Source organism: Paenibacillus sp. cl123 (assembly GCF_900101595.1).
Classification (GTDB): domain Bacteria; phylum Bacillota; class Bacilli; order Paenibacillales; family NBRC-103111; genus Paenibacillus_G.
Genome location: NZ_FMYY01000007.1, coordinates 281,310 through 307,201, shown reverse-complemented (window position 1 = coordinate 307,201; position 25,892 = coordinate 281,310). Strand labels below are relative to the sequence as shown.

At 50.7% G+C, this 25,892-nt stretch carries 21 protein-coding genes; 12 read left to right on the top strand and 9 right to left on the bottom strand.

All coding sequences use genetic code 11. The features are described 5' to 3' along the window. Positions 1 to 79: 79 nt before the first annotated feature. A complete protein-coding gene (locus BLR08_RS14990; protein WP_072330372.1) occupies positions 80 to 640 on the bottom strand; it encodes a helix-turn-helix domain-containing protein in 561 nt (186 codons plus the stop codon). A 171-nt stretch (positions 641 to 811) separates the two neighbouring features. Here BLR08_RS14990 and BLR08_RS14985 point away from each other — a divergent pair, with 171 nt between their 5' ends. Then, positions 812 to 2,005, top strand: a complete 1,194-nt coding sequence (locus BLR08_RS14985) for a glycine C-acetyltransferase (protein ID WP_072330374.1) — start codon at positions 812 to 814, stop codon at positions 2,003 to 2,005. 11 nt (positions 2,006 to 2,016) lie between these two features. Next, entirely contained in the window at positions 2,017 to 2,985 is a 969-nt protein-coding gene (locus tag BLR08_RS14980; RefSeq protein WP_072330376.1) for an NAD-dependent epimerase/dehydratase family protein, read from the top strand. Positions 2,986 to 3,247: 262 nt separating this feature from the next. Here BLR08_RS14980 and BLR08_RS14975 read toward each other — a convergent pair whose 3' ends face one another. Both BLR08_RS14975 and BLR08_RS14970 read right to left on the bottom strand, forming a co-directional pair. Beyond that, a complete protein-coding gene (locus tag BLR08_RS14975) occupies positions 3,248 to 4,171 on the bottom strand; it encodes a DNA-binding domain-containing protein (RefSeq protein ID WP_090586187.1) in 924 nt (307 codons plus the stop codon). A 4-nt stretch (positions 4,172 to 4,175) separates the two neighbouring features. Continuing rightward, positions 4,176 to 5,450, bottom strand: coding sequence for a sensor histidine kinase (locus tag BLR08_RS14970; RefSeq protein ID WP_256328365.1), 1,275 nt, complete (start codon positions 5,448 to 5,450; stop codon positions 4,176 to 4,178). Positions 5,451 to 5,658: 208 nt separating this feature from the next. On the opposite strand from BLR08_RS14970, the gene BLR08_RS14965 reads away from it, so the two are divergent. The 9 genes from BLR08_RS14965 to BLR08_RS14925 all read left to right on the top strand — a co-directional run bounded on the left by BLR08_RS14965 (position 5,659) and on the right by BLR08_RS14925 (position 17,827). Next, entirely contained in the window at positions 5,659 to 6,924 is a 1,266-nt protein-coding gene (locus BLR08_RS14965; RefSeq protein WP_072330380.1) for a cation:dicarboxylate symporter family transporter, read from the top strand. A 24-nt stretch (positions 6,925 to 6,948) separates the two neighbouring features. Beyond that, the gene (gene aspA / locus BLR08_RS14960) at positions 6,949 to 8,373 is read left to right on the top strand and encodes an aspartate ammonia-lyase (RefSeq protein WP_072330382.1); all 1,425 of its coding nucleotides are present in this window, start codon (positions 6,949 to 6,951) and stop codon (positions 8,371 to 8,373) included. Between the two features lie 50 nt (positions 8,374 to 8,423). After that, a complete protein-coding gene (locus tag BLR08_RS14955; RefSeq protein WP_072330384.1) occupies positions 8,424 to 9,842 on the top strand; it encodes an NAD-dependent malic enzyme in 1,419 nt (472 codons plus the stop codon). A gap of 177 nt (positions 9,843 to 10,019) precedes the next feature. Then, a complete protein-coding gene (locus tag BLR08_RS14950; protein ID WP_256257606.1) occupies positions 10,020 to 11,459 on the top strand; it encodes an ABC transporter substrate-binding protein in 1,440 nt (479 codons plus the stop codon). Between the two features lie 234 nt (positions 11,460 to 11,693). Continuing rightward, positions 11,694 to 12,500, top strand: a complete 807-nt coding sequence (locus BLR08_RS14945; protein WP_371117334.1) for a carbohydrate ABC transporter permease — start codon at positions 11,694 to 11,696, stop codon at positions 12,498 to 12,500. Beyond that, positions 12,497 to 13,327 (top strand): carbohydrate ABC transporter permease, encoded by an 831-nt coding sequence (locus tag BLR08_RS14940; RefSeq protein ID WP_072330387.1) that lies wholly within the window; start codon positions 12,497 to 12,499, stop codon positions 13,325 to 13,327. The genes BLR08_RS14945 and BLR08_RS14940 overlap by 4 nt, the downstream gene beginning before the upstream one ends. A 61-nt stretch (positions 13,328 to 13,388) precedes the next feature. Further along, positions 13,389 to 14,312 (top strand): glycoside hydrolase family 43 protein, encoded by a 924-nt coding sequence (locus tag BLR08_RS14935; RefSeq protein ID WP_072330389.1) that lies wholly within the window; start codon positions 13,389 to 13,391, stop codon positions 14,310 to 14,312. A gap of 129 nt (positions 14,313 to 14,441) precedes the next feature. After that, positions 14,442 to 16,064 carry a response regulator transcription factor gene (locus tag BLR08_RS14930; RefSeq protein ID WP_072330391.1) on the top strand — a complete coding sequence of 541 codons (1,623 nt, stop codon included), beginning with the start codon at positions 14,442 to 14,444 and terminating at the stop codon, positions 16,062 to 16,064. After that, positions 16,061 to 17,827 carry a sensor histidine kinase gene (locus BLR08_RS14925; protein WP_072330393.1) on the top strand — a complete coding sequence of 589 codons (1,767 nt, stop codon included), beginning with the start codon at positions 16,061 to 16,063 and terminating at the stop codon, positions 17,825 to 17,827. The genes BLR08_RS14930 and BLR08_RS14925 overlap by 4 nt, the downstream gene beginning before the upstream one ends. A 340-nt stretch (positions 17,828 to 18,167) precedes the next feature. Here BLR08_RS14925 and BLR08_RS14915 read toward each other — a convergent pair whose 3' ends face one another. Continuing rightward, the gene (locus BLR08_RS14915; protein WP_072330397.1) at positions 18,168 to 20,255 is read right to left on the bottom strand and encodes an AAA family ATPase; all 2,088 of its coding nucleotides are present in this window, start codon (positions 20,253 to 20,255) and stop codon (positions 18,168 to 18,170) included. 108 nt (positions 20,256 to 20,363) lie between these two features. Then, positions 20,364 to 21,275 carry a LysR family transcriptional regulator gene (locus tag BLR08_RS14910; RefSeq protein WP_072330399.1) on the bottom strand — a complete coding sequence of 304 codons (912 nt, stop codon included), beginning with the start codon at positions 21,273 to 21,275 and terminating at the stop codon, positions 20,364 to 20,366. 126 nt (positions 21,276 to 21,401) lie between these two features. Between BLR08_RS14910 and aroA the strand changes: the two genes are divergently transcribed. Continuing rightward, complete coding sequence (gene aroA, locus BLR08_RS14905) at positions 21,402 to 22,742, top strand: 3-phosphoshikimate 1-carboxyvinyltransferase (RefSeq protein WP_072330896.1); 1,341 nt, start codon at positions 21,402 to 21,404, stop codon at positions 22,740 to 22,742. A gap of 56 nt (positions 22,743 to 22,798) precedes the next feature. Here the strand turns inward: aroA and BLR08_RS14900 are convergent, their stop codons facing one another. The 4 genes from BLR08_RS14900 to BLR08_RS14885 all read right to left on the bottom strand — a co-directional run bounded on the left by BLR08_RS14900 (position 22,799) and on the right by BLR08_RS14885 (position 25,734). Beyond that, positions 22,799 to 23,497, bottom strand: a complete 699-nt coding sequence (locus tag BLR08_RS14900; protein WP_072330401.1) for an aspartate/glutamate racemase family protein — start codon at positions 23,495 to 23,497, stop codon at positions 22,799 to 22,801. A gap of 177 nt (positions 23,498 to 23,674) precedes the next feature. Continuing rightward, positions 23,675 to 24,442, bottom strand: a complete 768-nt coding sequence (locus BLR08_RS14895; protein WP_072330403.1) for a nucleotidyltransferase — start codon at positions 24,440 to 24,442, stop codon at positions 23,675 to 23,677. Between the two features lie 111 nt (positions 24,443 to 24,553). Beyond that, entirely contained in the window at positions 24,554 to 25,246 is a 693-nt protein-coding gene (locus tag BLR08_RS14890) for a zf-HC2 domain-containing protein (protein ID WP_072330405.1), read from the bottom strand. Next, on the bottom strand, positions 25,243 to 25,734 hold the full coding sequence (locus BLR08_RS14885) for an RNA polymerase sigma factor (RefSeq protein WP_072330407.1): 492 nt from the start codon (positions 25,732 to 25,734) through the stop codon (positions 25,243 to 25,245). The genes BLR08_RS14890 and BLR08_RS14885 overlap by 4 nt, the downstream gene beginning before the upstream one ends. Positions 25,735 to 25,892: the final 158 nt, after the last annotated feature.

Here is a 25,892-nt window from a genome sequence, read left to right as displayed (position 1 = left end):
GCCCATATCCAATTCCCTCCCCATGCTCGAAAGTATGGGTTCAGACAAGGACCTAGCCGCAGGCTAGGTTTTTCTTACTTTAAGAAGGATAATAAATCACCACTTGATAAGCGGTTTTGCCCCCGGATACGTTCTCGTAGCTGTGGGGCTGATCGGCGATGAAATGAATGGCGTCCCCTGGCTTCAGCAGATGGTTCTCTTGCCGGACGGATACCGAAAGCTCCCCTTCCGTGAGCATAATATATTCCTCGACCCCCTCGTTATGTGCTTCCGAGTGCTGGACGCAGCCGGGGTCCATCTCCACGTAATAAATTTCAAACTTCTTTTGCTGATCAAATGGAAAGACGGGAAATGTGCGGTACAAGCCGTTGTCCTCTTCGAAAGGGGACAAGTCCTTCAGCCGTACGACCCGGACCTGCGGCTCATCTTCCTGGATAAGGGAAGTGAAGGAAATGTGAAGGCCGTTGACAATCTTCCAGATGATCGTAATGGTAGGGTTCGATTCCCCGCGTTCGATTTGCCCGATCATGGCCTTGCTGACCCCTGTTATTTCGGAAGCTTGATCCAGGCTAAGATTTCTTGATTTGCGGATCGCTTGCAAATTGCGGCCGATTTTTTTGTGAATTTGTTCTGAATCCATCGCGTACCTCCCAGTGCCTCCTAAAAATTCAGTTTTATATACCATAACATAATTTCTTAGCTGATAAATGACAAATAACTATTTACATTATAACGTACGTATGTATTATATAGTATATATACGCTTTCGTGTATTTTTGTACGTTATAATATAAACTGAGGTGGTATGCATATGCCAAGTCAATCACTGGCCACTTTTTTAAATGAGAGTATCGCGAAGCTGAAGGAACAAGGGCTACACAATACGATTGAGCCGCTGGAAGGCCCGAACGGGCCGACTATTCGTCTGAAGGGGAGCGAGCTGATCAATTTGTCATCCAATAATTACTTGGGATTAGCTACGGATAACCGGCTGATTGAAGCCGCCAACGCAGCGACGAAGCGGTTCGGTGCAGGCAGCGGCGCGGTCCGTACGATCAACGGGACCTTGTCGGTTCATGCCCAACTGGAGGAGAAGCTGGCTGCGTTTAAACAAACGGAGGCGGCGGTCGTCTTCCAGTCCGGCTTCAATTGCAATATGGCCGCCATCTCCGCCGTTATGGGGCCTGGCGACGCCATTTTGTCGGATGAGCTGAACCACGCTTCGATCATCGACGGCTGCCGGCTGGCGCGCTCAAAGGTAATCCGGTATAACCATTCCGATATGGACGACTTGCGGGCGAAAGCGAAGGAAGCCAGAGAAGCCGGCACATACGGCAAAATCATGGTCATTACCGACGGAGTGTTTTCCATGGACGGCGACATTGCCAAGCTGCCGGACATTGTAGAAATTGCGGAGTCGTTTGACCTTATCACCTATGTAGACGATGCCCACGGCTCGGGCGTGCTTGGAGGCGGTGCGGGGACGGTCAAGCATTTTGGACTGGCCGACCGGATTGATTTCCAGATCGGGACGTTGTCCAAGGCGGTTGGCGCCGCCGGCGGTTATGTGGCAGGCTCCCGCGCTCTGATCGAGTGGCTGAAGCTGCGCGGGCGGCCGTTTCTGTTCTCGACTTCGTTGCCGGCCGGCGTGATCGGTGCTTGTCTGGCGGCGATCGACATTATTCAGAGCAGCGCGGAGCTTCAGGAGAAGTTATGGAGCAACGCGGCGTATTTGCAGGAGGGACTGAAGTCGCTAGGTTATACAATTGGCCCTACGCAGACGCCCATCACGCCATGCTTCATCGGGGACGAAGCGACGACCCAGCGGTTCAGCTCCATGCTTTATGAGGAAGGCGTGTATGCGAAGGCAATCGTATTTCCGACGGTGCCGAAGGGAACGGGCCGTATCCGGAATATGCCTACGGCGGCGCATACCCGGACCATGCTGGACCAGGCGTTGAACGCTTATGCGAGCGTAGGCCGCAAGTTGAATCTGATACGATAGGAGGGGCAGCGATGAAACGGATATTAGTAACGGGCGCCCTCGGGCAGATCGGGTCCGAGCTTGTGACGCGGCTGCGTCAGTTGTACGGCGGGGAAGAGGTGCTGGCCACCGACATCCGGGAGGAGGGCGGCGTGCATGGGAGGACGGGCCCGTACCGGAAGCTGGATGTGTCGGACGGCGAAGCCTTTTTGAAGCTTGCGAAGGAGCATAGGGCGGACACGATCATCCATCTCGCAGCGCTGCTCTCGGCCACTGCCGAGGCTCGGCCGTTATTCGCCTGGCAGCTTAACATGGGCGGACTGGTGAATGCGCTGGAGGTGGCGCGCGAGCAGGCTTGCCAATTTTTTACCCCCAGCTCGATCGGGGCGTTCGGGGTAGGCACGCCCAAAACCGGCACGCCGCAGGACACTTTACAGCGCCCGACGACCATGTACGGCGTTAACAAGGTTTCCGGGGAGCTGCTGTGCGATTATTATTTTTATAAATTCGGCTTGGATACGAGAGGGCTGCGGTTTCCCGGATTGATCTCGCACTTGGCTCCTCCGGGCGGGGGCACGACTGATTATGCCGTAGATATGTACGTGCAGGCCGTCCGCTGCGGCAAGTATACGTCCTATATCCGAGAAGGAACCTTTCTCGATATGATGTATATGCCGGACGCGATTCAGGCGGTTATCGACCTGATGGAGGCGGATGCCTCCCGCCTGCAGCACCGCAACGCCTTCAACGTAACGGCGATGAGCGTGGACCCGGAACGGATAGCGGCCAGTATCCGGCGGCGGATGCCGCATTTCGAGCTGGCGTATAACGTCGATCCGGTTCGCCAGAGCATCGCGGACGGGTGGCCGGATTCGATCGATGCATCGGCGGCGAAGCAGGAGTGGGGATTTCATCCGCAGTATGATCTGGACCGGATGACGGATGATATGCTGCGGCACTTAAGCGGGAAGCTGCATACCGGTCCGAAGGCAGCTATCTGAGGATCAGACAGAACCGGCCGATATTGAGCTGTACCCCGATTATTTAGACATTATCTAACAGCTGGAGTTTGGAAGCACCGTTCATATTCGGACGGTTTTTTAATTTCAGGAAGCAATGGGTGCGGAAGAAGGGGATGCAGGTTGCGAAGTTTTAACGGAAGTAAGCGGCTCTGAGCGTGCGAAATGTGAAAACCCAGGAATTTGGAACCAAAGGAGCGAAAAAGGGGGAGCTGCAGCACAGGTAACGATGCCGCCCTCGCAGCTATTCCATGAGCTTTTTCGACTCCAGATATAGCACCTGAATAAACTTTTTTATATTATGGCGGATCAAGCCGGGAGAGGAAGCTTGCTCGCTTTCCAGCTCCCTCATTTTGATTCGTATATCGCTTAGGTCGAAAAACTTGGTAGCGTACTGCTCGAACTTCGGATTCGAATAATCGATCAAGCCAAGGGAGGCCAGATGGGTCAGCGATTGGTTTACCGACCGCCGAACCCGTTGTTCGGCCGCTTTGATCTCTTTTTTTATGCCGGCTGCGGTAGCCGAGGGACCTAACTTTTTCCGGGCGATTTGCTGATAGATTTCCAGCAGCTGTGGGAAGCCCTGCTCTAATGGGTTGCTGCTCTCGTACCGGTATAAATAATCGAGTATTTCCAGCAAGTCTTTGACACCGGCTTCACCGATCAGCCCGAGGTCCGACAGCACGTAGTTTCCGCAGGACACAATGCTCTTTTCGCCTGCGGAAGGCTCTTTAGCCGGTGCCGCGCCGCTTAAGCCGATGGCATTCAGCGTTTTCTGGATATCTTTAATGGAGTGCTGCAGCCGCAGCCGTTCCGTCACCTTACGAAGAACGGAAATCACTTCCAATCGGTTGATAGGCTTTGTAATGTAATACTCAACTCCGAGCGAATATGCTTTGCCTATCAGCTCCTTTGACTCCACTTGGGAAATCATGACGATCTTCCCGTCGAAGCCTCCGGACAGCTCGCGTACGGTCTCGATGCCGTCACGAACAGGCATTAGCAAATCGATCAGCACGATATCGACTTGCTTCATGGCAAGTAAAGCGATATCGATTTGCGCACCGTCTTCGGCTTCCCCCGCAATCGTTCCCAAATCCTCATCCTCAATAATTTGCTCCAGCATGGAGCGGACTTCCGGGTCGTCATCGACAATATAAAATCGCATCTCGCTATTCCACCTTCTTTGCTATTTGATCGAGAGGGAGCGTTATGGTGAAGACAGCGCCTGTCCCTCCGCCGGCGGTGCCGGCTTGTACGGTGCCGAGCATTCTCTCGACCTCTTGCTTGACGTAAGCCAAGCCGATACCTGTGGAAGCATTGCCGGATTTATCGTATTTCGTAGTAAAGCCGGGAAAGAATATTTTCTCCAAGTGCTTGGAGGCAATGCCCGGCCCATTGTCGGCTACGCTGAAAATGACGGTATTGTGATCCCGCTTAACTACAATTCGGATACTGCCTGTTTCTTTTATCGCCTCAACGGCGTTGACGACCAAGTTATTGAGAATTGACAAGGTTGCGTAGACATGACACGGGGGAAAGACACCATCCATGTGCAAGTCGAGCCCGATCTTCTTGCCGAGCGAACGGGCATACTTTCGATTGGAGCGCAGAACGATTCCCGCCAGTTCATCCAGCGGCAAATATTCGCTATCATGCGAGATCAAGCCGGATAGTCCTGCATAAATCCGTTGGTTGTCCTTTTTAATCTCGTGGACCTGCCCGGCGATCCGGAGTGCCTGCTGAGCGAGATCTTCCCGAAGCAGATGCTGGCTGTCCTTTAAGGATTGATAAAGCCGGTAGCTGTCCTGGGCAATATTTTCCGCATTGTACAGCGTTTTATTCAATTGGATCGTTTCCTCATAAAGCTCGGAAATCAGCACGAGCATCTTCTCTTTTTCTTTGCGCTGCTGTTCTTCGGCAGCTTTGGATTGTCTCAGCTTTACCAGATTGAAAAAACCGAGCACAAAAAAGCTCCGAAAAAAAGCGATAAGCGCAATTTGCTTCCAAGTGGCTAAAGCAGTCAGCGGCGCTGCCGCCGGGCTGCGCAGCAGCAGCTCCACCGAATTCGCGGCGATTTCTATCGTCACGCCCAATACGCCGAGCAGAAGCGGCCGATGATGATGCCGGTTCAATCGAACCGCCGCGAAGACGATCGCATAGGTCAAGTAATAAAAAAATACCGGATAGTGATGCTGAAAAGCCGCTTCCCAGTCCCGGAGCGGCCCGAGCGTCGTCTCTAGTCCCATGCGGAAGATCGTAACCGCGGCGCCGACCAGCAATCCCGAGACAAGCGGAGAGACGGACCGAAGCCATAACAGGAACAGAAAGAAGGCGGGGGTTCCCAGACTTACCCGAAAATCGTTTTGAAACGGGTAAAAATTCAATTCGCCCGCAATAGGTACCGTAACGATCATCAGTATGAAAGTCAACCATTTTTCTTTCAACGCGGCGCACGGCCTCCTTTCCAAATCGACGTAAAGTCTTTCGACATCGTTCATAGTATTCCTTCCTTGGCTGATTCTAAAAAAAATAAAGACCAAAAAGTAGATTTATATAGATTTTTATAGAATCCCCATACAATAAACTCATCCAAGGCAGCAAGTTTTCATGAAAAGAAAGCGCTTTACAATAAAGGGAAAAGGGGAGTCTGCAGTGAAAAAATTTGGTTTGGCTTTTCAAATCCTGATTGGCCTTGTATTGGGCGTGGCGGTAGGGGCTGTTTTTTATGGAAACCCGGCTATCGAAAGCTTCTTGAAGCCGGCGGGAGATATTTTCATTCGTCTGATCAAAATGATCGTCGTTCCGATTGTCGTTTCCTCTCTGATCGTCGGCATTGCGGGTGTTGGGGATATTAAAAAGCTTGGGAAGCTCGGCGGCAAAACGATTCTTTATTTTGAAATTGTGACGACGGTCGCCATTATTTTCGGGCTGCTCATAGCCAATGTATTCCAACCCGGTGCCGGTGTCAATATGGCCGGACTAGCCAAGTCGGATATTTCGAAATATGTTGAAACGACCGAGAAGGTGACCAGTCACAGCTTCATCGATACCTTCGTCAATATTGTCCCGAAAAACATTTTCGAGTCGTTCGCGGCAGGCGATATGCTGGCCATCATTTTCTTCTCGGTATTTTTCGGCTTGGGCATTGCCGCCATCGGCGAAAAAGGGAAGCCGGTGCTGGCTTTTTTCCAAGGCGTTTCCGAGTCGATGTTCTGGGTAACGAACCAAATCATGAAGTTTGCGCCGATCGGCGTATTCGGATTGATCGGGATGACGGTATCGAAGTTCGGGGTCGGTTCCCTGCTTCCGCTCGGGAAGTTAGTGCTGGCCGTATACGTGGGCATGTTCCTGTTCGTGGCCATCATCCTCGGCTTGATCGCCAAGCTGTGCGGCACCAGCCTTATGGCAATCGTTCGCATTTTAAAAGACGAGCTCATCCTTGCTTTCTCGACGGCAAGCTCGGAAACGGCTCTTCCCAAGATGATGGAGAAGATGGAGCACTTCGGCGTTCCGAAGGCGATCACCTCCTTCGTCGTACCGACGGGGTACTCCTTTAATCTGGACGGCTCTACGCTGTATCAATCCATAACCGCTTTATTTATCGCGCAAATGTACGGCATCCATATGCCGCTCAGCTCCCAATTAATGCTGGTGCTGGTCTTGATGCTTACCTCGAAGGGAATTGCCGGTGTGCCGGGCGCATCGTTCGTCGTACTGCTCGCTACGCTCGGATCGGTCGGGATTCCGCTGGAAGGTCTTGCTTTTATCGCCGGGATTGACCGAATTCTGGATATGGCCCGGACCGTGGTCAACGTCATCGGCAATTCCATAGCTGCGGTTGTCATGGCGAAATGGGAAGGACAGTACGACCGGAAGAAAGGCGAGTTATATTTAAAGTCCGTCAAGCAAGCTGCATAAGTCGAAAAACAGGGGGAAACGACGATGACAACAGCACAGCTCAGGGTGGAAAAAGATTTTCTCGGCTCCAAGGAAGTACCGGCCGGCGCTTATTACGGCATTCAAACGCTGCGCGCCGTTGAAAATTTTCCGATAACCGGATACCGCATTCATGAAGAACTGATTCGTGCGATGGCAACGGTCAAACATGTAGCCGCTACGGCGAACATGGAGATCAGACAGCTGAATCCGCAGATCGGGAATGCCATCGTGCAAGCGGCCCAGGAGATCATGGACGGCAAATGGCACGATCAGTTTATCGTCGATCCGGTCCAAGGCGGAGCCGGAACCTCCATCAATATGAATGCCAACGAGGTGATCGCCAACCGGGCGATCGAGATTCTTGGAGGAACGAAGGGCGATTATTTCCAAGTCAGTCCCAACTCCCATGTGAATATGGCTCAATCGACCAACGACGCGTTTCCGACGGCGATTCATATCTCGACGCTTTCTTTAATTGAAAAGCTGATCGTGACGATGGAGGAGCTGCTTGCCGCGTTCCGCAAAAAAGCGGTACAGTTCGACGGGATTATCAAGATGGGCCGGACGCATCTGCAGGATGGCGTACCGATCCGCCTCGGTCAGGAATTCGAAGCTTACAGCCGCGTGCTGGAGCGCGATATCAAGAGGATCAAGCAAACCCGCGGGCATTTATACGAAGTCAATATGGGCGCAACGGCCGTCGGAACCGGTCTGAATGCCGATCCCCGCTACATTAAGCGTGTCGTGGAGCTGCTTGCCGAGCTCACGGGACTGCCGCTAATCAATGCGGATCACCTGGTGGACGCTACGCAAAATACGGACGCTTATACCGAGGTGTCCGCGGCGCTGAAGGTTTGCATGATCAACATGTCCAAGATCTCGAACGACTTGCGTCTGCTCGCCTCCGGCCCGCGTACGGGACTCGGAGAGCTGAACCTGCCTGCGCGCCAGCCCGGTTCGTCGATCATGCCGGGCAAGGTGAATCCGGTCATGGCGGAGGTCGTCAATCAGGTAGCGTTCCAGGTCATCGGCAACGACCATACGATATGTCTCGCTTCCGAAGCCGGGCAGTTAGAGCTTAACGTGATGGAGCCCGTGCTCGTGTTCAATTTGCTGCAATCGCTTAGCATGATGAATCAAGTGTTTAAAGTGTTCCGCATCCATTGCCTGGAAGAAATCGAAGCGAACGTTGAGCGCTGCAGAGAGTATGTGGAGAAAAGCGTCGGGGTTATCACTGCGCTCAACCCGCATCTGGGTTATGAAGTCGTAGCGAGAATTGCGCGCGAAGCGATTTTGACGGGGCGTTCGGTACGCGAGCTGTGCCTGCTTTACAACGTTTTAACGGAAAAGGAGCTTGAGCTCATTCTCGATCCTTACGAAATGACGAACCCCGGAATTGCGGGGGCGGAGCTATTGGACAAGAACTAAAGAGCAGATGCAGCAACCGTTTCACCTAATTAAAGGAGTTGTGTAAAAACATGTCAGCCAGCACTTACATGATCTATCGTCTTCAAATCGATAAAGAACAAATCTCGCTCGGCGATATCGCCGCTGTGATCGAAAGGACAAGCGGGGACATCGTAGGGATCGACGTCATCTCGTCAGGCCGTTCAAGCACCGTCCGCGATATTACCGTGAATGTATCCGACCAGACGCACAACGAGCAGATCGGCGAATCGCTTCAAAAGCTAAAAGGCGTGAAAGTGATTAACGTCTCCGACCGTACGTTCCTTGTGCACTTGGGCGGGAAAATCGAGATCGCCTCCAAAATTCCGGTGAAAAACCGCGACGATTTGTCACGGGTCTACACCCCGGGGGTCGCCAAAGTGTGTACGGCGATTGCGGAGCAGCCGAGCAAAGCCTATTCGCTGACGATCAAGCGGAATACGATCGCCGTTGTATCCGACGGAACGGCCGTGCTCGGACTTGGCGACATCGGACCGCTCGCGGCGATGCCGGTAATGGAAGGCAAAGCCATGCTGTTCAAGGAATTCGCAGGCGTGGATGCTTTTCCGATATGCCTGGACACGAAGGACCCGGACGAAATCGTCCGCATGGTAAAGGCCATGGCCCCGGCCTTCGGAGGCATCAATCTGGAAGACATTTCGTCGCCTCGCTGCTTCGAAATCGAGGAGCGCTTGAAGCGGGAGCTCGATATTCCGGTGTTTCACGACGATCAACACGGAACGGCTGTCGTCCTACTGGCCGGTTTGTTGAATGCGCTCAAAATGACAGGCAAACAAATGTCCGATATTAAGGTTGTTGTGAACGGGATCGGCGCTGCGGGCATTGCTTGCTCCAAGATGCTGCTGGCCGCCGGCGTACGCAATTTGATCGGCGTGGACCGTGATGGCGCCATTCATCGGGAAGCGCATTACAACAATAATCCTCATTGGACGGAATTTGCCCGGATGACGAATCCGAATCTGGAAACCGGTAGCTTGTCCGAAGTGATCAGGAATGCGGATGTTTTTATCGGCGTGTCGGCTCCGAATATATTGAAGGTGGAGGACGTCCGGTCCATGGCGAAAGACCCGATCGTCTTTGCGATGGCGAACCCGATTCCGGAGATCGATCCGGAGCTGGCCAAGCCGTACGTTAGAGTCATGGCAACGGGAAGGTCCGACAAGCCCAATCAGATCAACAACGTGCTTTGCTTCCCGGGCATTTTCCGCGGCGCGTTGGACTGCCGGGCGAGCGAAATCAACGAAGCGATGAAGCTTGCGGCTGCGCAGGCGATCGCCTCCGTCGTAACCGATGAAGAATTAAACGAAACGTATATCATTCCGAGCGTGTTCAATCTGAAAGTAGTGGAAAAGGTGCGAGAAGCGGTGATTGAAGCGGCTTACCGTACCGGGGTTGCCCGAAAAATGCTGAGAGAATCCAATAAAGAGTAAGTGAACTGATGCCAGTGAAAAACTATCCTCAGAGGATAGTTTTTTGTTTTGAAAAGACACAATGAAAGTCCACCTTTCTAGAAAAAATCGGGTTCCGTAAGCGTTCCCTATCTTTTACAATAAAGAAGTCATAGGCTGCAGCTATGCAAAGTGAGAAAGAATAGAGAGGGGCTCGAAATGATGCCATTCATTCGCTGGAAACTTATTCCCGTAAGTTTGGTTTTGATTTTGACGATTGTACTCGTGTTATCTGGCTGTACGAAACCCGATAGCGACAGTTCAAATACGACAAGCTCAACAGGCACTGCAAGCAGTCCGGATAAAAGCGGTGATACAAGCAGCAAAGGCGGCGAGCCTATTACCCTTCGGTTTACCGGTTGGGGATCTCCGGATGATTTGGCGGCATATAAGGTTGCTATCGCCAAGTTCGAGAAAGGGCACCCGAATATTAAAGTGGATTTCCAGGCGATTTCAGCGGATTACGATACGAAGCTGACGACGATGGTAGCCGGCAATGATGTGCCTGACGTGGCGATGATGGAATCGGGTACCATAGCTTTTCCTCTCGCAGAACAGGGAAAGTTTCTGAATTTGCAAGATTTTCTCGCGAATGATAAGGAAATTAACAGGGACGCACTGGTGCCCAATATCACATATTCTCTGGAACCTGGCAATGTGATCGGGATTGCGTCGGGACCGGAAACATTCAGTCTCTTCTACAACGAAGATGTATTCAAGGAAGCGGGTATTGAACCGCCGACTTCGGAAGCTTCCAAGGCTTGGACTTGGGAACAATTTGTCGATGTCGCCAAGCGGCTGACGATTGACAACAAAGGACGGAATGCGACGGAGGAAGGGTTCGATCCGAAAAACATTCGGCAATTTGGCATCAACCTTCCGACCTGGTGGGGGGCTTACAGCAACTTCATTTACTCGAACGGCGGAGACTTTCTGTCAGCGGACGGCAAGACGCTCGCGATCAATGAACCGGCAGCTGCAGAGGCTATCCAAAAGCTGGCCGATCTGATCAATGTGCATCATGTTGCACCGTCCCCGCTGCAGGCAAAAAATATTCCCGGCACGAACGTAGCGCTTCAGACCAAAAAAGTAGCGATGGCGATAGACGGACAGTGGGCGAGCACAGCGCTCGCACAGTCCAAGTTCAACTTTAACGTAGGTGTGCTGCCGGTTATGAAAGATCCGGTTACAACCGTTGTCTGCGCGATGTTTTCGATTTTCAAATCGACCAAGCATCCGCAGGAATCATGGGAGCTGCTCAAGGCGCTGCTTGATCCGGAAGCTTCATTGGACCTGCTGACAGCCGGAACATTGATGCCTGCACACAAAGACTGGTATACGGATCAAGAGAAGCTGGCGAGATGGACGCACAATCTGCCTTCTCGTCCTTCCGGTTACAAAGGGGCTGTTATTGATATGCTGTTGAATCACAGCCATGCAACACCGACGGCATATGTGAAGAACTTCAGCAAAATCATGGATGAGATCAATCCGGCCTTGGATAAAGTTTGGCTTGGCAAGCAATCGGCCAAGGAGGCGCTGGACGCGGTTGCCGAGAAAGCGCAAGCGAATGTACAGGGGCGGCGCGACGTCAAGTAATGCAGATTAGATATAACAGATAATCAGAGAGGACAACGGCTCTTGCTTCCAAAGAGCGTTGTCCTCTGCCATAGATAGGAGGAACACTGCATGAAGATTTCGGCATTAGACAGGCAGAATGCTTCTGTCGCGGCTAGGTACAGCAGCACGAAGCGGGGGCGGAAAGCGCTGATCTACGGCCTGCTATTCACATCGCCGGCAATATTGGGCTTTCTTATTTTTACGCTGGGACCGATGATTGCGAGCTTCTATCTTAGTTTAACGGACTACAGCGTATTCAAGGATATGACGACTTTCATTGGTTTAGACAATTACTTAAAACTATTTTCAGGGGAAGATGAACTGTTCTATCAGTCGCTGGCAACAACGTTTTATTTCGTGGTGCTTCGTGTGCCGACGGTGATCATTTTATCTTTTTTCTTGGCGATTCTATTGAACCTGAACGTAAAAGGCCGATCTGTTTTCCGGACGATCATCTACTTGCCGAGCATCGTGCCGGCGGTTGCCTCTTCCATGATTTGGCTGTGGCTGATGAATCCGGATCTTGGCTTAATCAATACGATGCTCGAATGGCTGTATCTCCCGACCAGTGACTGGTTGTTCAGCGAAAGCAGTGTCATTCCCTCCATTGTGCTTACGACCCTATGGGGCATTGGCGGAACCGTTATCATCTTTCTGGCAGGATTATCGGGCATTCCGACTTCCTATTACGAAGCAATTGACGTAGATGGCGGAGGCTGGTATCAGAAACTGAGGCACATCACGGTTCCAATGATGACACCTACCATATTCTTTAACACGATCATGACGATTATCGGCTCCTTCCAAGTATTCAGTGAAGCTTATATCTTGACGCAGGGGGGACCGAATAACAAAAGCTTGTTCTTCGTGTTCTATCTGTGGCGTACCGCATTCCGCGATTCGGAGATGGGCTACGCTTCAGCACTGGCGTGGGTTCTCTTCGTCATTATTATGATCTTTTCATTTATAATCTTCAAAACCTCGAAATCCTGGGTGCATTATGAGGGGGACCGCGCATGAGAGAGTCCAGACTAAAGCTTACTGCAGGGTTTGCGGCCCTTATTATCGTTTCCGTCCTGTTTATTGTACCCTTCCTTTGGCTGCTGCGAAGTTCATTGATGGATTTATCCCAAATATTCATTATGCCGCCGCAGTGGATTCCGAAGCCGTTTCATTTCGAAAATTTCATTAACGCCCTGACGGTCGTTCCGTTTGGCGCCTTTTTCAAAAATACGGTCATCATCGTAGCCGGCGTATTGCTTGGCACCGTCGTTTCCAGCACCGTGGCAGCCTTCGGCTTCTCGCGCATCCGCTGGAAAGGGCGCGAAACGGTGTTCGCCATTTTGATGTCCACGATGATGCTGCCGGCGGCGGTTACCCTGATTCCGAGTTTTATCGGCTGGAAGACGCTTGGCTTCTACGATACGTTCTATCCGCTCATCGCGCCTGCTTATTTCGGCGGCGGCATTTTCAACATTTTCCTGCTCCGCCAGTTTTACATGACGATTCCACAGGATTTCGATGAGGCGGCATTGGTCGACGGGGCGAACTATTTTCAAATCTATTGGCGGGTCATTTTGCCGCTCAGCCGTTCCGCGGTTATTGTCGTTGCATTGTTTACATTTCTAGGGTCATGGAATGACTTTATGGGACCGTTGATTTACTTGAAAAGCGATACCCGGTTTACCCTGGCGCTTGGCCTTCAAATGTTTCAAGGCAGCTATACGGCGCAGTGGGACTTGCTCATGGCGGCATCAACTGTCGTTATACTGCCATGCATTGTTGTTTTTTTGATCGGGCAGCGGTATTTCCTAGAAGGAATTACGCTTACAGGGTTGAAAGGATAAGGGAGGAATGTGGGGGGCCGACTCGGTGCTTACGATAAATCAACAACAGGAGGATTGCAACATGAATACCTTAAAGAATAAACGTTCAGGGAATCCGATTTTCCCAGGGTGGTATGCAGATCCGGAAGGACGAATTTTCGAAGGGAAATACTGGATCTACCCGACTTATTCGGCACCGTACAATGAACAAACTTATTTCGATGCCTTTCATTCAGCGGATCTGGTGGAATGGACGAAGGTAGAACGCATATTGGAAATGAAAAATATCACATGGGCCTGGCGAGCCTTATGGGCGCCATCGCCTATTGAGCGGAATGGCAAATATTATTACTACTTTGCTGCGAATGATATACAGAGCAATGAGGAACTTGGCGGCATTGGCGTAGCTGTTTCCGACCGGCCGGAAGGTCCTTTCCTGGATGCGATAGGTAAGCCTCTGATTGATCAATTCCATCACGGCGCTCAACCGATCGACCCGCATGTGTTTATTGATGATGACGGAAGCGCTTATTTGTACTACGGCGGTTGGGGTCATTGTAATGTCGTACGTTTGAATGAAGATATGATAAGTATCGGAACTTTCGAGGATGGGGAGACATTCAAGGAAATCACGCCAGAACATTTCGTCGAGGGGCCGTGCATGATCAAGCGAAATGGGGTTTACTATTTCATGTGGGCGGAAGGCGGCTGGGGCGGTCCGGATTATTCCGTTGCTTATGCGGCTGCAGACTCGCCGCTTGGCCCGTTCAGCCGGGTCGGGAAAATTCTGCAGCAGAATCCGGATGTTGCCACCGGGGCGGGGCATCACGGGATGATCCAGGTGCCTGGAACGGATGAGTGGTACATCGTATATCACCGTAGGCCGTTATCGGAGAAGGAGGCGAATCATCGGGTCGTCTGCATCGACCGCATGCACTTCGAGGAGGATGGCAGTATTCGCCCGGTAGAGATTACCTTGGAAGGGGTAAGTGCCCGACCGATCTAAGCAGGTATAGACAAGTTATTGTCGTTCAATTGACGGCAATAACTTGTCTATTTGTAGATGCTGCCCAATGCTCCAATTACGTAATAATAGTAGAAAAAGTCGAACTGACAGAGGAAAGGGGAGCGCAATATGAAAATACTCATCGTGGACGATGAACCGCGGCATCTACGAGGCATGTCTGCGATGATTCAGGCGATGCGTCCGCATGCGCAAGTTTCGGTTGCCAAAGACGGAGAAGTTGCCCTGGCGAGCATTCGTTCTGAGCTGCCTGACATTATTCTCAGCGATATTCAGATGCCTAATTTGGATGGGCTTGCATTGTTGAAGGCGTTGGAAGCGGAGGGCATTCGAACGAAAGTCGTCATGGTCTCCGCCTTTAATCTGTTTGATTATGCTCAGACAGCTCTCCGACATGGCGCGACCGATTATTTGCTAAAGCCGGTTGACGCCGACAAGGTGGAAGCGCTTCTACAGAGAATGGAAGGTCTAATCACAGAAGAAGCTAGAGAACGCGGGGAATCCGCAGACCTCAAGCAGCGGCTGCGTCTAACCTCACCCGCGTACCGGAGCCGCTTGCTTCACCAATGGCTAAGTGGCAATTTGACGTTGGATGAAGGCAAGAAATTAGATGAATGGGCGATGCTGCAGGAAGTCAATATCTTGATTCTGACTGAGATTGGCACCGGGGGCAGCTGCGCCGGAGACTCAGCGCTGCTGTCGCAATCGTTGACAGACCGTTTGTGCCAGCTGGGAGCGGTGTTCGGCGAAGCTTGTGTGTTCCCGCTGCATAGTTTACCTAATCAAGGGAGCCGTTTTGTCACAGCAATCAAGTTGAGCACGCCCGCGCAGCTGCCGAAGCTGCTCCCAGAGGTTCGTGTCCGGTTGCAAGCGATTTCAGCGTCCGGCCAAACGTGGGGCAGCTTGCGGCACGGCATTGGGTGCAGGGCGCTGGAAGAGAGGGACGGTGTGGGTATTCCTGAGCTGTATCAGCGTGCACAAATGGCGCTAGCGCACACATTCCATGAGGAATGGCAGGGGGTGACGAGCAGCTTAGAGCTTGTCCCAACGATGACAGAAGCCTTCAACTTGAACGGCGAGGAACTGTTCGAAGCGCTCCAAGGCCCGACGGTCGACGCTGCCGAAGCCATGTGCCGCGCGGCCTTCCGCGAACTGGCTTGCGGCGGCAATACCGATCCGAAGCTCATAAAAAATTACGCGTCGCTGATGCTGATGAAGATCAAGAGCCGGACCAAAGACATCGTCGACCGGCAGGTTGGAAATATGATTACCGAGACTGTCGTATCGCAAATTCCGGTATGCAGCAGCAGCGAAGAGCTCGTCGCGCTGCTGCTCCTGCGTTTGAACGAGCTGCACCGGTCGTTGGCACTGCGTAAGCAGGATCGCCACGAGCTGATCGTCGAGGAATTCCTCGGTTGGATCGCCGAGCATTTCCGCGATGATTTGACGCTTGAAATGGCGGCGGAGCGGTTTCATTTCAACGCCTCCTATTTCAGCACGTTAATCAAGAGCCGGACGGGACGCTCATTCTCTGACCACCTCACGGAAGCCCGCATGCGCCGCGCCAAGGAGCTCCTTGGCACCGGGCAGCACAAGATCTACGAGATCGCGGAGCAATGCGGGTATCGGGATACGAAATATTTTACGCGTATGTTCAAGAAGCAGTTCGGGCTGTCTCCGGAAGCCTACAAGCGAATCCCTGCTGCGACCGCCGGAAGCGAGGAACCATCATGACGTTCAGAGCGAGACTGCTGCAAAGTTATTTGATTCTCATTGCGCTGCCGCTCCTCGTGCTGAGCACAATCTTCTACAACACAAGCCTAAATGTGGTCACGGAGCAAGCGCAAAAGAATGTTTATGATGTCGTGAAAAAGAACAACGACGTGATCGATACGAAGCTCGGAATTGCCGATCAGAACAGCAGGGCCTTGTTCGTGGACAAGGATTTGTACCAAATCTTCAACAATCTCAACCCGGCCGATGCCGAGGAGCTCGTCGCCGCCGATCGCAAAATCACGGCCATCCTGAGCAAATACTTTTCGCAAAATGAAGACGTGTACGCCGCGCAGCTCTGGACTTCCTATTACAGTTTCGGCCTGTCGATGCCCCAAGGAGATCCCGCCAAATCGCAGATATATAAGGCGGCTGAGCAGGCGGCTGGTAAAATGATCTGGTACCCGACATACGATTTCACTACAATGTTCAATCAATCTTGGCTGAAGGACGGAACGTTCGACTACCGCTACTTGTTCTCCGCCACCCGGCTGCTGAATTTCTCACACCTGGAGGATAGCTCGCTGGTGAAGCTCGGAACGAATGTAGAACGTCCAGTGTTGACGATCAGCTACAAATCTACGGTGCTAGACGAGCTCTTCGAGAAGAGTATTCCTGCAGGCTCGATCTACATGGTGTTAAATCCGGACGATGTTGTCGTAGCATCAAGCGACAAGTCGCAAATTACCCAGTCTTACAAGCAGGACTGGATCCATTCGTTCCGGACGCAAGGCACCGGGACGACGCGGCTGAAGCTAAGCGGAGCGAATCAGATCGTCGTCTTCGACCGGTCAGAGGTGACGGGCTGGCTGTCGATCGTCATGATACCGCAATCCGCGCTCGTCGGAAGTCTGGTGCCCGTTATTCGCACATCGACACTCGTGAGTGCGCTGGCGCTTGGTGGTGGTGCGCTGCTGCTCGCGTATTTCATCCTCAACCATGTCACCGTGCCCATCAAAAAACTGATGAGTGCGATGCGCTCCGTGGGGGAGGGTGATTTCCAAACGAAGGTCGAGGTGGCAAGAAACGATGAGTTCGGGCTTCTGTCGCAGCGGTTCAACCGGATGAACGACCGCATCCAGATGCTGGTCAAGGAGAATTACGAGATCAAGCTCAAGGAGAAAGAAGCGGAGATCCAGGCGCTGAACATGCAGATGAATCCCCATTTTCTATACAACACCCTCAATATCATGAACTGGACTGCAATCGAAAACAACCAGAAGGAACTCAGCAAGATGCTAGTCTGCCTGTCGAGCATGCTGCATTATACGTCCCGCAAGGATTGGGGAGCCGTTCCTTTGTCCGAAGAGCTGGAATGGATGCGGAATTATTTCTACATCATGTCAGCCCGGTTTGAAGGGAAATTCAGCGTCACGTATGACATCGAGCCTTCGCTTTACAAGGAGAAGCTGCCGCGGCTGTTGTTTCAACCTTTCGTCGAGAATGCGATTTTGCACGGTTTCAGCGGGCTGGAAGAAGGCGGACGCATTGCGATCCGCGGCTGGACGGAGGAGGAGAGCAGGTTTTTCGAAATTCGTGATAACGGAATTGGCATCAGCAAAGAGGGCATCGAAGCCATTCTGTATAAGGAATCTGCCTCCGTCGGAATCAAGAATACGATTTCGCGTATCCAGATGGCTTACGGCGAGGCTTATGGCATTCGTATTCATTCGGTGACTGGGCAAGGAACGTCCGTCATTGTGCATCTCCCGCAAAGATCTTAAACTGCGGATTCAGAATAAAGATACAATGGCCAAGCCGTTTTTTTGCGACACGTGGTTTATATATCCAACGAGGAACGTTAGTTCAACGATCCGGAGCAGTATGCCGCCGCGGCAGCTGCTCCCTGGTGTCGTTGAAGTAGCGGGCAGATTTGCCCAATGGAAAGAGATGGAGAGTTATATGATCATCGACATGCTGACTTTTTTGTGCAAAAAATGCACGGTAATCTTTTTCTATCTACGTTAAATTTTATCTTGAAGGGAGGGGAAACGATGGCGTTGGAGAGGATGAAAACGCCGCGGAAGCGTGAAAACAGTTCCCCAACAAAATTCAACTCTCGTTTCACGAACCATCAGTCGTGTCCGTAAGATGCCCGGTGTCCATTGGCGGTTTTTTTTCGGTTTGCCCGTGCCGGGAGCCGGAGCCTTCATACAGCTTTATCATCAGCTGCGACCGGTTTTTAACACCGTATTTGTCGAACATTTGAGCCAAGTTTTTCTTGACTGTAATTTCGCTCAAATGCAGGTGAGAGGCAATTTCCATGTTGGTTTTGCCCTCCAGCAGCAGCACAGCGATTTCCTTCTCCCGGACGGTTAACCCGGCCAGCCGTTCGGAATCCGTCTTGATTCCGATGCTCGAGGCCATACGATCCAGATAAGCTTGCAGCCTACCGCCGCGCAGGTCGATCAGGAAGGTCGGCGATGGCGTGCCCTTGCCATAATCATTGTGCAGCGCTTTCGGCACCTCTTCGAATCCGAGCCGGCGGAGCAGCGTCTGATAGAATGGCAGCGGCGTCGAAGCCAGCAATATGCCGCCCGTCAAAATGTGGGAGAACACGAAGCTCAACAAGTCTCTTCTGGCCGAAGCATCTTCCGGATCGAGCGCGTCAACCATCCTGATGTACCAGCCGCTCTGCGTCTGCCGTGGGACGGCAAACTCTTTTTTTCGGCTTGGCGACAGCCCTTTGAAGTAGGCGCGGCTTACCGGTTGTGTCGTCAAATAATCGAGTGTGCGCTCGTTGATGGGAATCATGACGACAAGCCCGATTAGCCGGCCTGCCTCGTTTCTGAGGAGATGCACGGCGTCAGGGCATAGCTCAAGCAGGCTGCACGGATCGAACAAGTCCGATTCTTTATGATCCTGGCTGGCAGGTACGATCAAGTCGTACTGCCGGTTCGTTTCGTGATCGACGAAGGAAACTTTTTTGTCCCGGGCTTCTGCTGTCCTTTGCTTGAAATAATGGACAACCTCGTTCACATTGTGCTCGTCCATCGTCTCCAGGTGATTGGAGGAAAAAGAAAGCGGCTGAAAAAATACAGCTCGAATCAACGAGTCGCCCAGATGATAGAAAAACTCGCCGCGCTCCCATGAAATGTCTGGATTGGAGGCGTTTTGCCGCAATTTCCGGTCGTAATAAAGGACACAGCGCCGGGATAAACGCTGGTATGTCTCTGGCATACGGGCACGAAGATCTTGGCGGATAGATTCCCGCATCAAATCGTGCAGCACCCATCCCCGTTCAGTGAACCTGACGAAAGATAGCTGGGTCAACCGCCGGAAATCGACAGCCTGGACTTCTTGCTCGATGACGTAGCCGAGTAAGTCCTGGTTGAAATGCCGCAGCATCGATGCGGCCTCCAGAAGCTTCTGCAAGCTCTCATCCGTCACCTCCTTCAGCCACAAGTGGACGAGTCCGTTTAGCACCTCCGTTCGGTCCGTTCCCCCCAAGCGGTTCGAAGAACCGGAGTGGATTGTAGAGGCTGCCAAAGAAAGTGTGAGCGGGTGTCCTTGGGTGAACCGCCACAGCTCCTGTATCACTCCCTCTTCCTGAATGCCAATCTTTCCCAAGTATTCGCACAACGTCTCATAAGGGAACTCAATAAGCGGCAAGGGCCGGATCATCCGGCGCCATCCTGGCGAGACCGCCCATTCGCCTCGCAAGGGGAATCTGCCGGCTATAATGACAAGTACGTTGTCGGGGAGCCGTGCGATGAATTCCTCCCTCAACCACAAGTCCAACCCGCTCAATTCCTCATAATTATCGAGCGCAAGCACAATTCGCTTGTCCGTCGCGATCGCATTCAGTTTTTTCAGACAAGCGTCCGTCCAGTTGGCGGCTGGCATCTGTTCGGGCTTGTCTAAGACAGAGGAATCGGAACAAATAGAGCCCAGCACAGACAAGAAACGTCTCGCAAACGCTTCGGGGGAATGGATAAAATCTCTGCTGCCCAGCAGTATGAACAAAGAGCCGGTCTTCTCTAAAGCCCGGTTAAGCGCGTCGAGCAGAAAGCTTTTGCCGATGCCGCCCGGACCATAAATATTCACGATGCGCTCCGTTTGCCCACCGCGGTCAGCGAACTGCAAGAGCTGTTCAAGTTCAGCTGCTCTGCCGATAAAAAAATGGTCTTTCCATTGCTCCAATACTTGCACAGTGCCTCACCCTCACTTCAAGTCGAATGCCATCGCATATGCCTTAATTATACCAAAGTATAGTTTGCTGCGACATTTACCCGAATCTTTTTCTAGGGGCCCGTCCGTTCAATCCGATCCCGCGTTCTTCCAATGCTCCTCCATATCCATTAACAGACGGGCAAATCGATCGGCAGGCATCGACAGCTGCACTTCGCGACGGATAGCGAAACCGATGCTTCGAGGGGGGACGGGTTCCTCCAGTTGAAGCTCATAGAGCATGCCGTTCTGAAGCTCTGCTTCGACGAAAGATCGAGTGATAAAGGCCGCCCCGTACCCGCGTCTCGCAAACTCTGCCAGCAGATCGATACTCCCCAGCTCAATGTCGGGCTTCACCGTGTAGCCCTTGGCTGCAAACCATTGCTCCACAAAAAACCTCGTACTGCTTCCCGGAGACAAAAATAGCAATGGAAGCCCCACCAACTCTTCCATGGACAATGAGCCGGCCGTAAGCTCACGATGAGCTTCTCCGACAACAAAGCATTCCTCCAGCTTTGCCAATGGCCGAATAACCAGTTGCGGATCGATCAACGGCATATGGACAATGGCGCAGTCGATATGACCTTCCTTCAAGCGCTTTGCAAGATCAGGCGTCCTGCCATGGGAAAGGCGGATGCGTATTCCCGGATATTTGACGTGAAACAGATCAAGCTTCGGCAGCAGCAGATGTTTGATCAGCGATTCGCTCGCCCCGATCCTAAGCTCCCCCTCGGTTAATTGCTTTAATTTCTGCACATGCTCCTGTGCGGCGTCCAGTAGAGAAAACGATTGCTCCACATAGCCTAGTAGGGCACGCCCCTCCTGCGTCAACTCGACTCCTTTGGAAAGCCTGTTAAAAAGCTTAATCCCGAGAGATTGCTCCATCTGCTTAAGCGCGTAACTGACAGACGGCTGTGTGATGTGCAGCTCTTGTGCGGCCTTCGTTAAATTCCCATGCCTTGCTGTTTGCAAGAAAATACGGTACCATTCCAGATTCATCATGATATAGAACCTCTCTATTTCAAACTAACGAATTAGCGATTTCACTTATTTCATTGTTCTCATTATAATGTGAAGCAACAGTTCAATCAAATGGAGAGGTGAAGAAGCTTGAAACCGAAACAGCACATGCCGGATCGAGAAGCCCGATCCCCCTGGTCCAAGAATAATGACAAAGCAACAGTAGAGGTTATGCCTCCCGGGAAACCGGTAGAGGGAACCCTACGTCTATCTGGAAGCAAAAGTCTTACAAATCGCGCTTTAATCACAGCGGCTCTTGCGGAGGGGACATCCCGATTAGAGGGGATTCTAAAAAGCGATGATTCCTATTGGTGTATGAACAGCTTAACGAAGCTTGGAATACGAGTCCACTTGGTAGGAGAGACCGTATGGGTCGAAGGCTGTGCTGGCTCATGGCCAATGTCATCGGGTGATCTCTATGTCGGTTCTGCGGGGACGGTCGCCCGCTTTTTGCCCGGTGCTCTGGCAATTGGCCGTGGACGCTGGAACCTTACAGGAAGCAAACGCATGAGTGAAAGGCCGCTGCTCCCACTACTGGATGCACTGTCGAAGCTAGGCGCTCGTATTGAGGATAAGAAAGTAAATCGAACCCTTCCTTTTGCCATAGAAACCAGCGGTCTCCGTGGAGGGGACATCTCCCTGCCTGGGTCAACCTCGAGTCAGTTTATCAGCGGGCTGCTCTTAGCTGCCCCTTACACAAAAGAACCGTTGACGATTTTCATTGACGGTGGGATTGTCCAGCGCGATTATGTGGAAATGACGCTGGAGATGATGCGGACGTTTGGCATTCATGCCCAGTTCTCCGATGATGGTCATTCCATAAGCATCCATACAGGTAAGTATCAAGCGCAATCCATCCAGCTGGAACCAGATGTTTCCACTTGTTGTTACTTCTGGTCGATAGCCGCAATGACCGGGGGACGCATACGAATCGAAGGGATACGTGCCGCTACCCGTCAGCCAGACATCGAATTTCTTACCGTTCTGGAACGGATGGGCTGCAGGGTTATACGGGGAGATCATTTTATAGAGGTTGCTGGTTCCAGACAGCTTCGGGGAGGCTTTACACTGAGCATGCAAAAGTGGTCCGACCAGACGCTTACGATCGCTGCAATGGCTGTTTTTGCTGACGGACCTGTTACCTTGACGGATGCCGCTCATATCAGACAGCATGAATGCGACCGCATTGCAGCGATATGCAGCGAGCTTCGCAAGCTTGGCATTCATGTAGAAGAGCATTACGATGGGCTAACCGTCTACCCCGGTCGACCGGAACCCGCCTTACTGGACTCTCATGACGATCACAGGATGGCTATGGCCCTTTCCTTAATCGGTCTGAGGGCGGAAGGAATCCGCATTATGGATCCGGGATGTGTCTCGAAGACGTGTCCGGACTATTTCGAACGATTATCCGACCTTGGCATACCTATCGAAATCTATGCCAAGTGAAATTTTCGGGGGAGCGTAACAGCCTGATGCTGCAGTCACATATAGTTTTTTGTTAATTACCCCTCATTCAAAGCGAAGTCAACAGCAGATTCAGCATGAAGTCTTGTCGTATCATAAATCGGTATATGGCAATCGTCTTGTGAAATGAGAAGCGTAATTTCTGTACATCCAAGAATAATAGCTTCTGCTCCCTGTTGGACAAGACTATTGATGATTTTTAAGTAGGATTGCTTAGACTCTTCCTTTATAATTCCAAGACAGAGTTCTTGATAAATGATGTCATGGATAACCATTCTTTCTGCTTCATTTGGAACAATAACCTCAAGTCCGAAGCGTTCAACAAGTCTGCCTTTGTAAAAATCTTGCTCCATAGTAAAAGCAGTCCCCAGCAAAGCAACCTTTTTAATATCATCCTTAACAATTTCGATTGCTGTTGAATCTGCGATATGAATGAAAGGGATAGATATCGATTCTTCTACTTCATGTGCCATTTTGTGCATCGTATTGGTACATATAAGTATTAAATCGGCTCCACCATTTTCCAGTTTTTGTGCGCAGTCAATCATAATTCTAGTGGCTTCCTCCCAATTTCCTTGATGCTGTAAAGTCTTAATTTCTTGAAAATCTACCGAATACATGAGGCTTTTAGCGGAGTGATGACCGCCTAACTTTTCTTTTACACGTTGATTGATTATTTGGTAATAGAGCAAAGATGACTCCCAGCTCATTCCACCAATAAGACCTATAGTTTTCATGTGATTAGTACCTCCAGTATGCAACTTAGAATAACTTTGGAATTGAACGTACCGTGAAACTTCCAGCTCAAAAGTTATTTCTCGATATTTATTAAACTAACCTGCCCGTCCAGACGGGCTTAAGGGGCTGGATGTGGTCATTCGCTTCTCGGAGTGACCCGGAGCGTCAATGTGCTGTTAGCCGAAGGAAGTTCTGGAATCAGCCATTGCATTTAAGGCGTTCTCAAAATAGCTATATACTTTATCTGCAATTCCGAGAAACTCTTCAACAAGTACATGACTATCCAAGTAACAAGCATACAGATAATCCACTAGAGCGGAGTCAATTTCACAATAGGTTAATATGGCGTCCTTCATCTTAATAATGTCATCCTGCCATACACCTGTATCTTCTAAAACCAAAGAGTATAATGCACGAATTAATCTCTTAGAGTAACCTTTAATATATCTAGCTTTCATTGTGTCATCACTAGCATTAGAAAGTAACCTATGTATACGATCTACTTCCTCCTTGGTCTCGGTATTTAAGTCTAAAATGAACTCCGGAGAAATAATTATCGGTGGTACATTTTCACCTACGTCATGACCATATATGCAAACACAAATTATCTTTATCCAAAAACCCCACTCATTTGGTTTACTTAATACATCGTCAATCGAGCAAATTATTGTATCAATCTTAGTTACTATTGGATATTCCTTCAAAAGCCTGTCTTTAATATTTGACAATTTTTCGTAATCAATATCTTTGGGATCTACACATACAAGAGTAAAGTCTGCATCTGACTTAAAAGGTTTAGCAGTTCCTTTTGGAATCGAGCCACACATATAAATGCTATGAATCTTACCTTTAAATTCGGTAAGTATATTATATACATACTTATCAACAAAATCCTTATATTCACTTTGTATTACAATTGTATCTATAACTTTTTCTAATATCAGATAGACTCCTCCTAATTGTATGTAAATTTTTTAATATGAACAATGCATTGTTTTTCTGGTATTCATAAACAAAGCTTTCATAACCTCCTATGGTTCGCAGAAACCATGAGGTTAATCAAACTGGGCTTCGACCAAGTCCGTCGCCGGAGGCAGCTTCATGCCTTGCTTCCAGATCAGAAATGGGTTGTCGTCCTTTGAACCGTAAAATACAGCTTTGATCTGCTTGGCAGGGTCCGTGCGGTTAGTGTTTAATTGTTCAAGATTGATGACATCGTACCGGTTACCGAGTCTCAGCTCTTCATCCGTTTTAGATTTAAAGACAGGCCGCATCGGAGTGATGTATAGAATGCCGTCGTCTCCCGCTTTAGCGCTGATTTTGTTCAACCGGTATCCGTCGGTCAGCTTGACATGATAGGCAATCCTCCCATCCCGGAGCTGGCTTACCTCGGTTATTTCGATCGCACTGGAAGGGACCTTCGTAATGTTCCAGCTAAACAAGCCAAAGTATCCGATCAGGATAACGCCGCATACGGTTGAGGCCAAGAGTAGACCTTTGGCAAAGGAAGCTACCTTGGAACGTTTCCAATGCTCCTTGAAGCTTGCCAGCGCGTTGCTTTCCTGTTTGTTCTTCGTAATGACTTCAAAAGGCAGGTTGCTGCTCTGCTTCAGCTTGTTCAGGGCGGCAGTACACTTCTCGCAGGTCGCCAAATGGGCTGCGATCGATTGTCGGGCATCCGGACTGCACACTTCATCATAGTATAGCGGCAGCAGGTCCTGGACGATTTCGCATGACAGCTTGTTCATCTTTTCTCCTCCGTCATTAAATCTTGTATGCTGTTTCTGGCGCGGTGAAAGGTAACCCTGGCCCAGCTCTCCGTTCGGCCAAACACCTCGCTGATCTGACCGAAAGACAGCTCTCCGAACACCCTCAACATAAAGACCTCCTTATAGGGCTCTTTCAGATTGTGCAACAGCTTATGGATCCGCAAGGCTTCGGTTTTTTCGATCAGCTTTTGTTCTATCGAGGGGGTGTTTCCCCCTGTATTCTCCTGCAAATCGCCAAGCAGATAGTGTTTTTGTTTATCCATGTACTTGAAGTAAGTATTTTTGGCGATCTGGCACAGCCAGACACTGATTTTACAATTGCCCTTGAACTGGTCAATATTTTTCACCGCTTTGGCGAAGGTTTCTTGCGTAATCTCCTCGGCAATCTGTTGATCCCGGCTTAAAGACAACGCAAATAAGTATACGTCCTGAAAATATTGCTCGTAGATTCGTTCGACATCGGCCACCTGTTCACCACCTTACCCCTATAAGACCCGCCCGCGAGCGTTTCGTTACAAAAAAGATAACATTGTTTGTCTCAATAATAGCTCATAATCCCCAACTTATACCGTACAAACATCTCTTGTTCAACTACTTGGTTAATTAGTGAGAGCCATGATGTTAA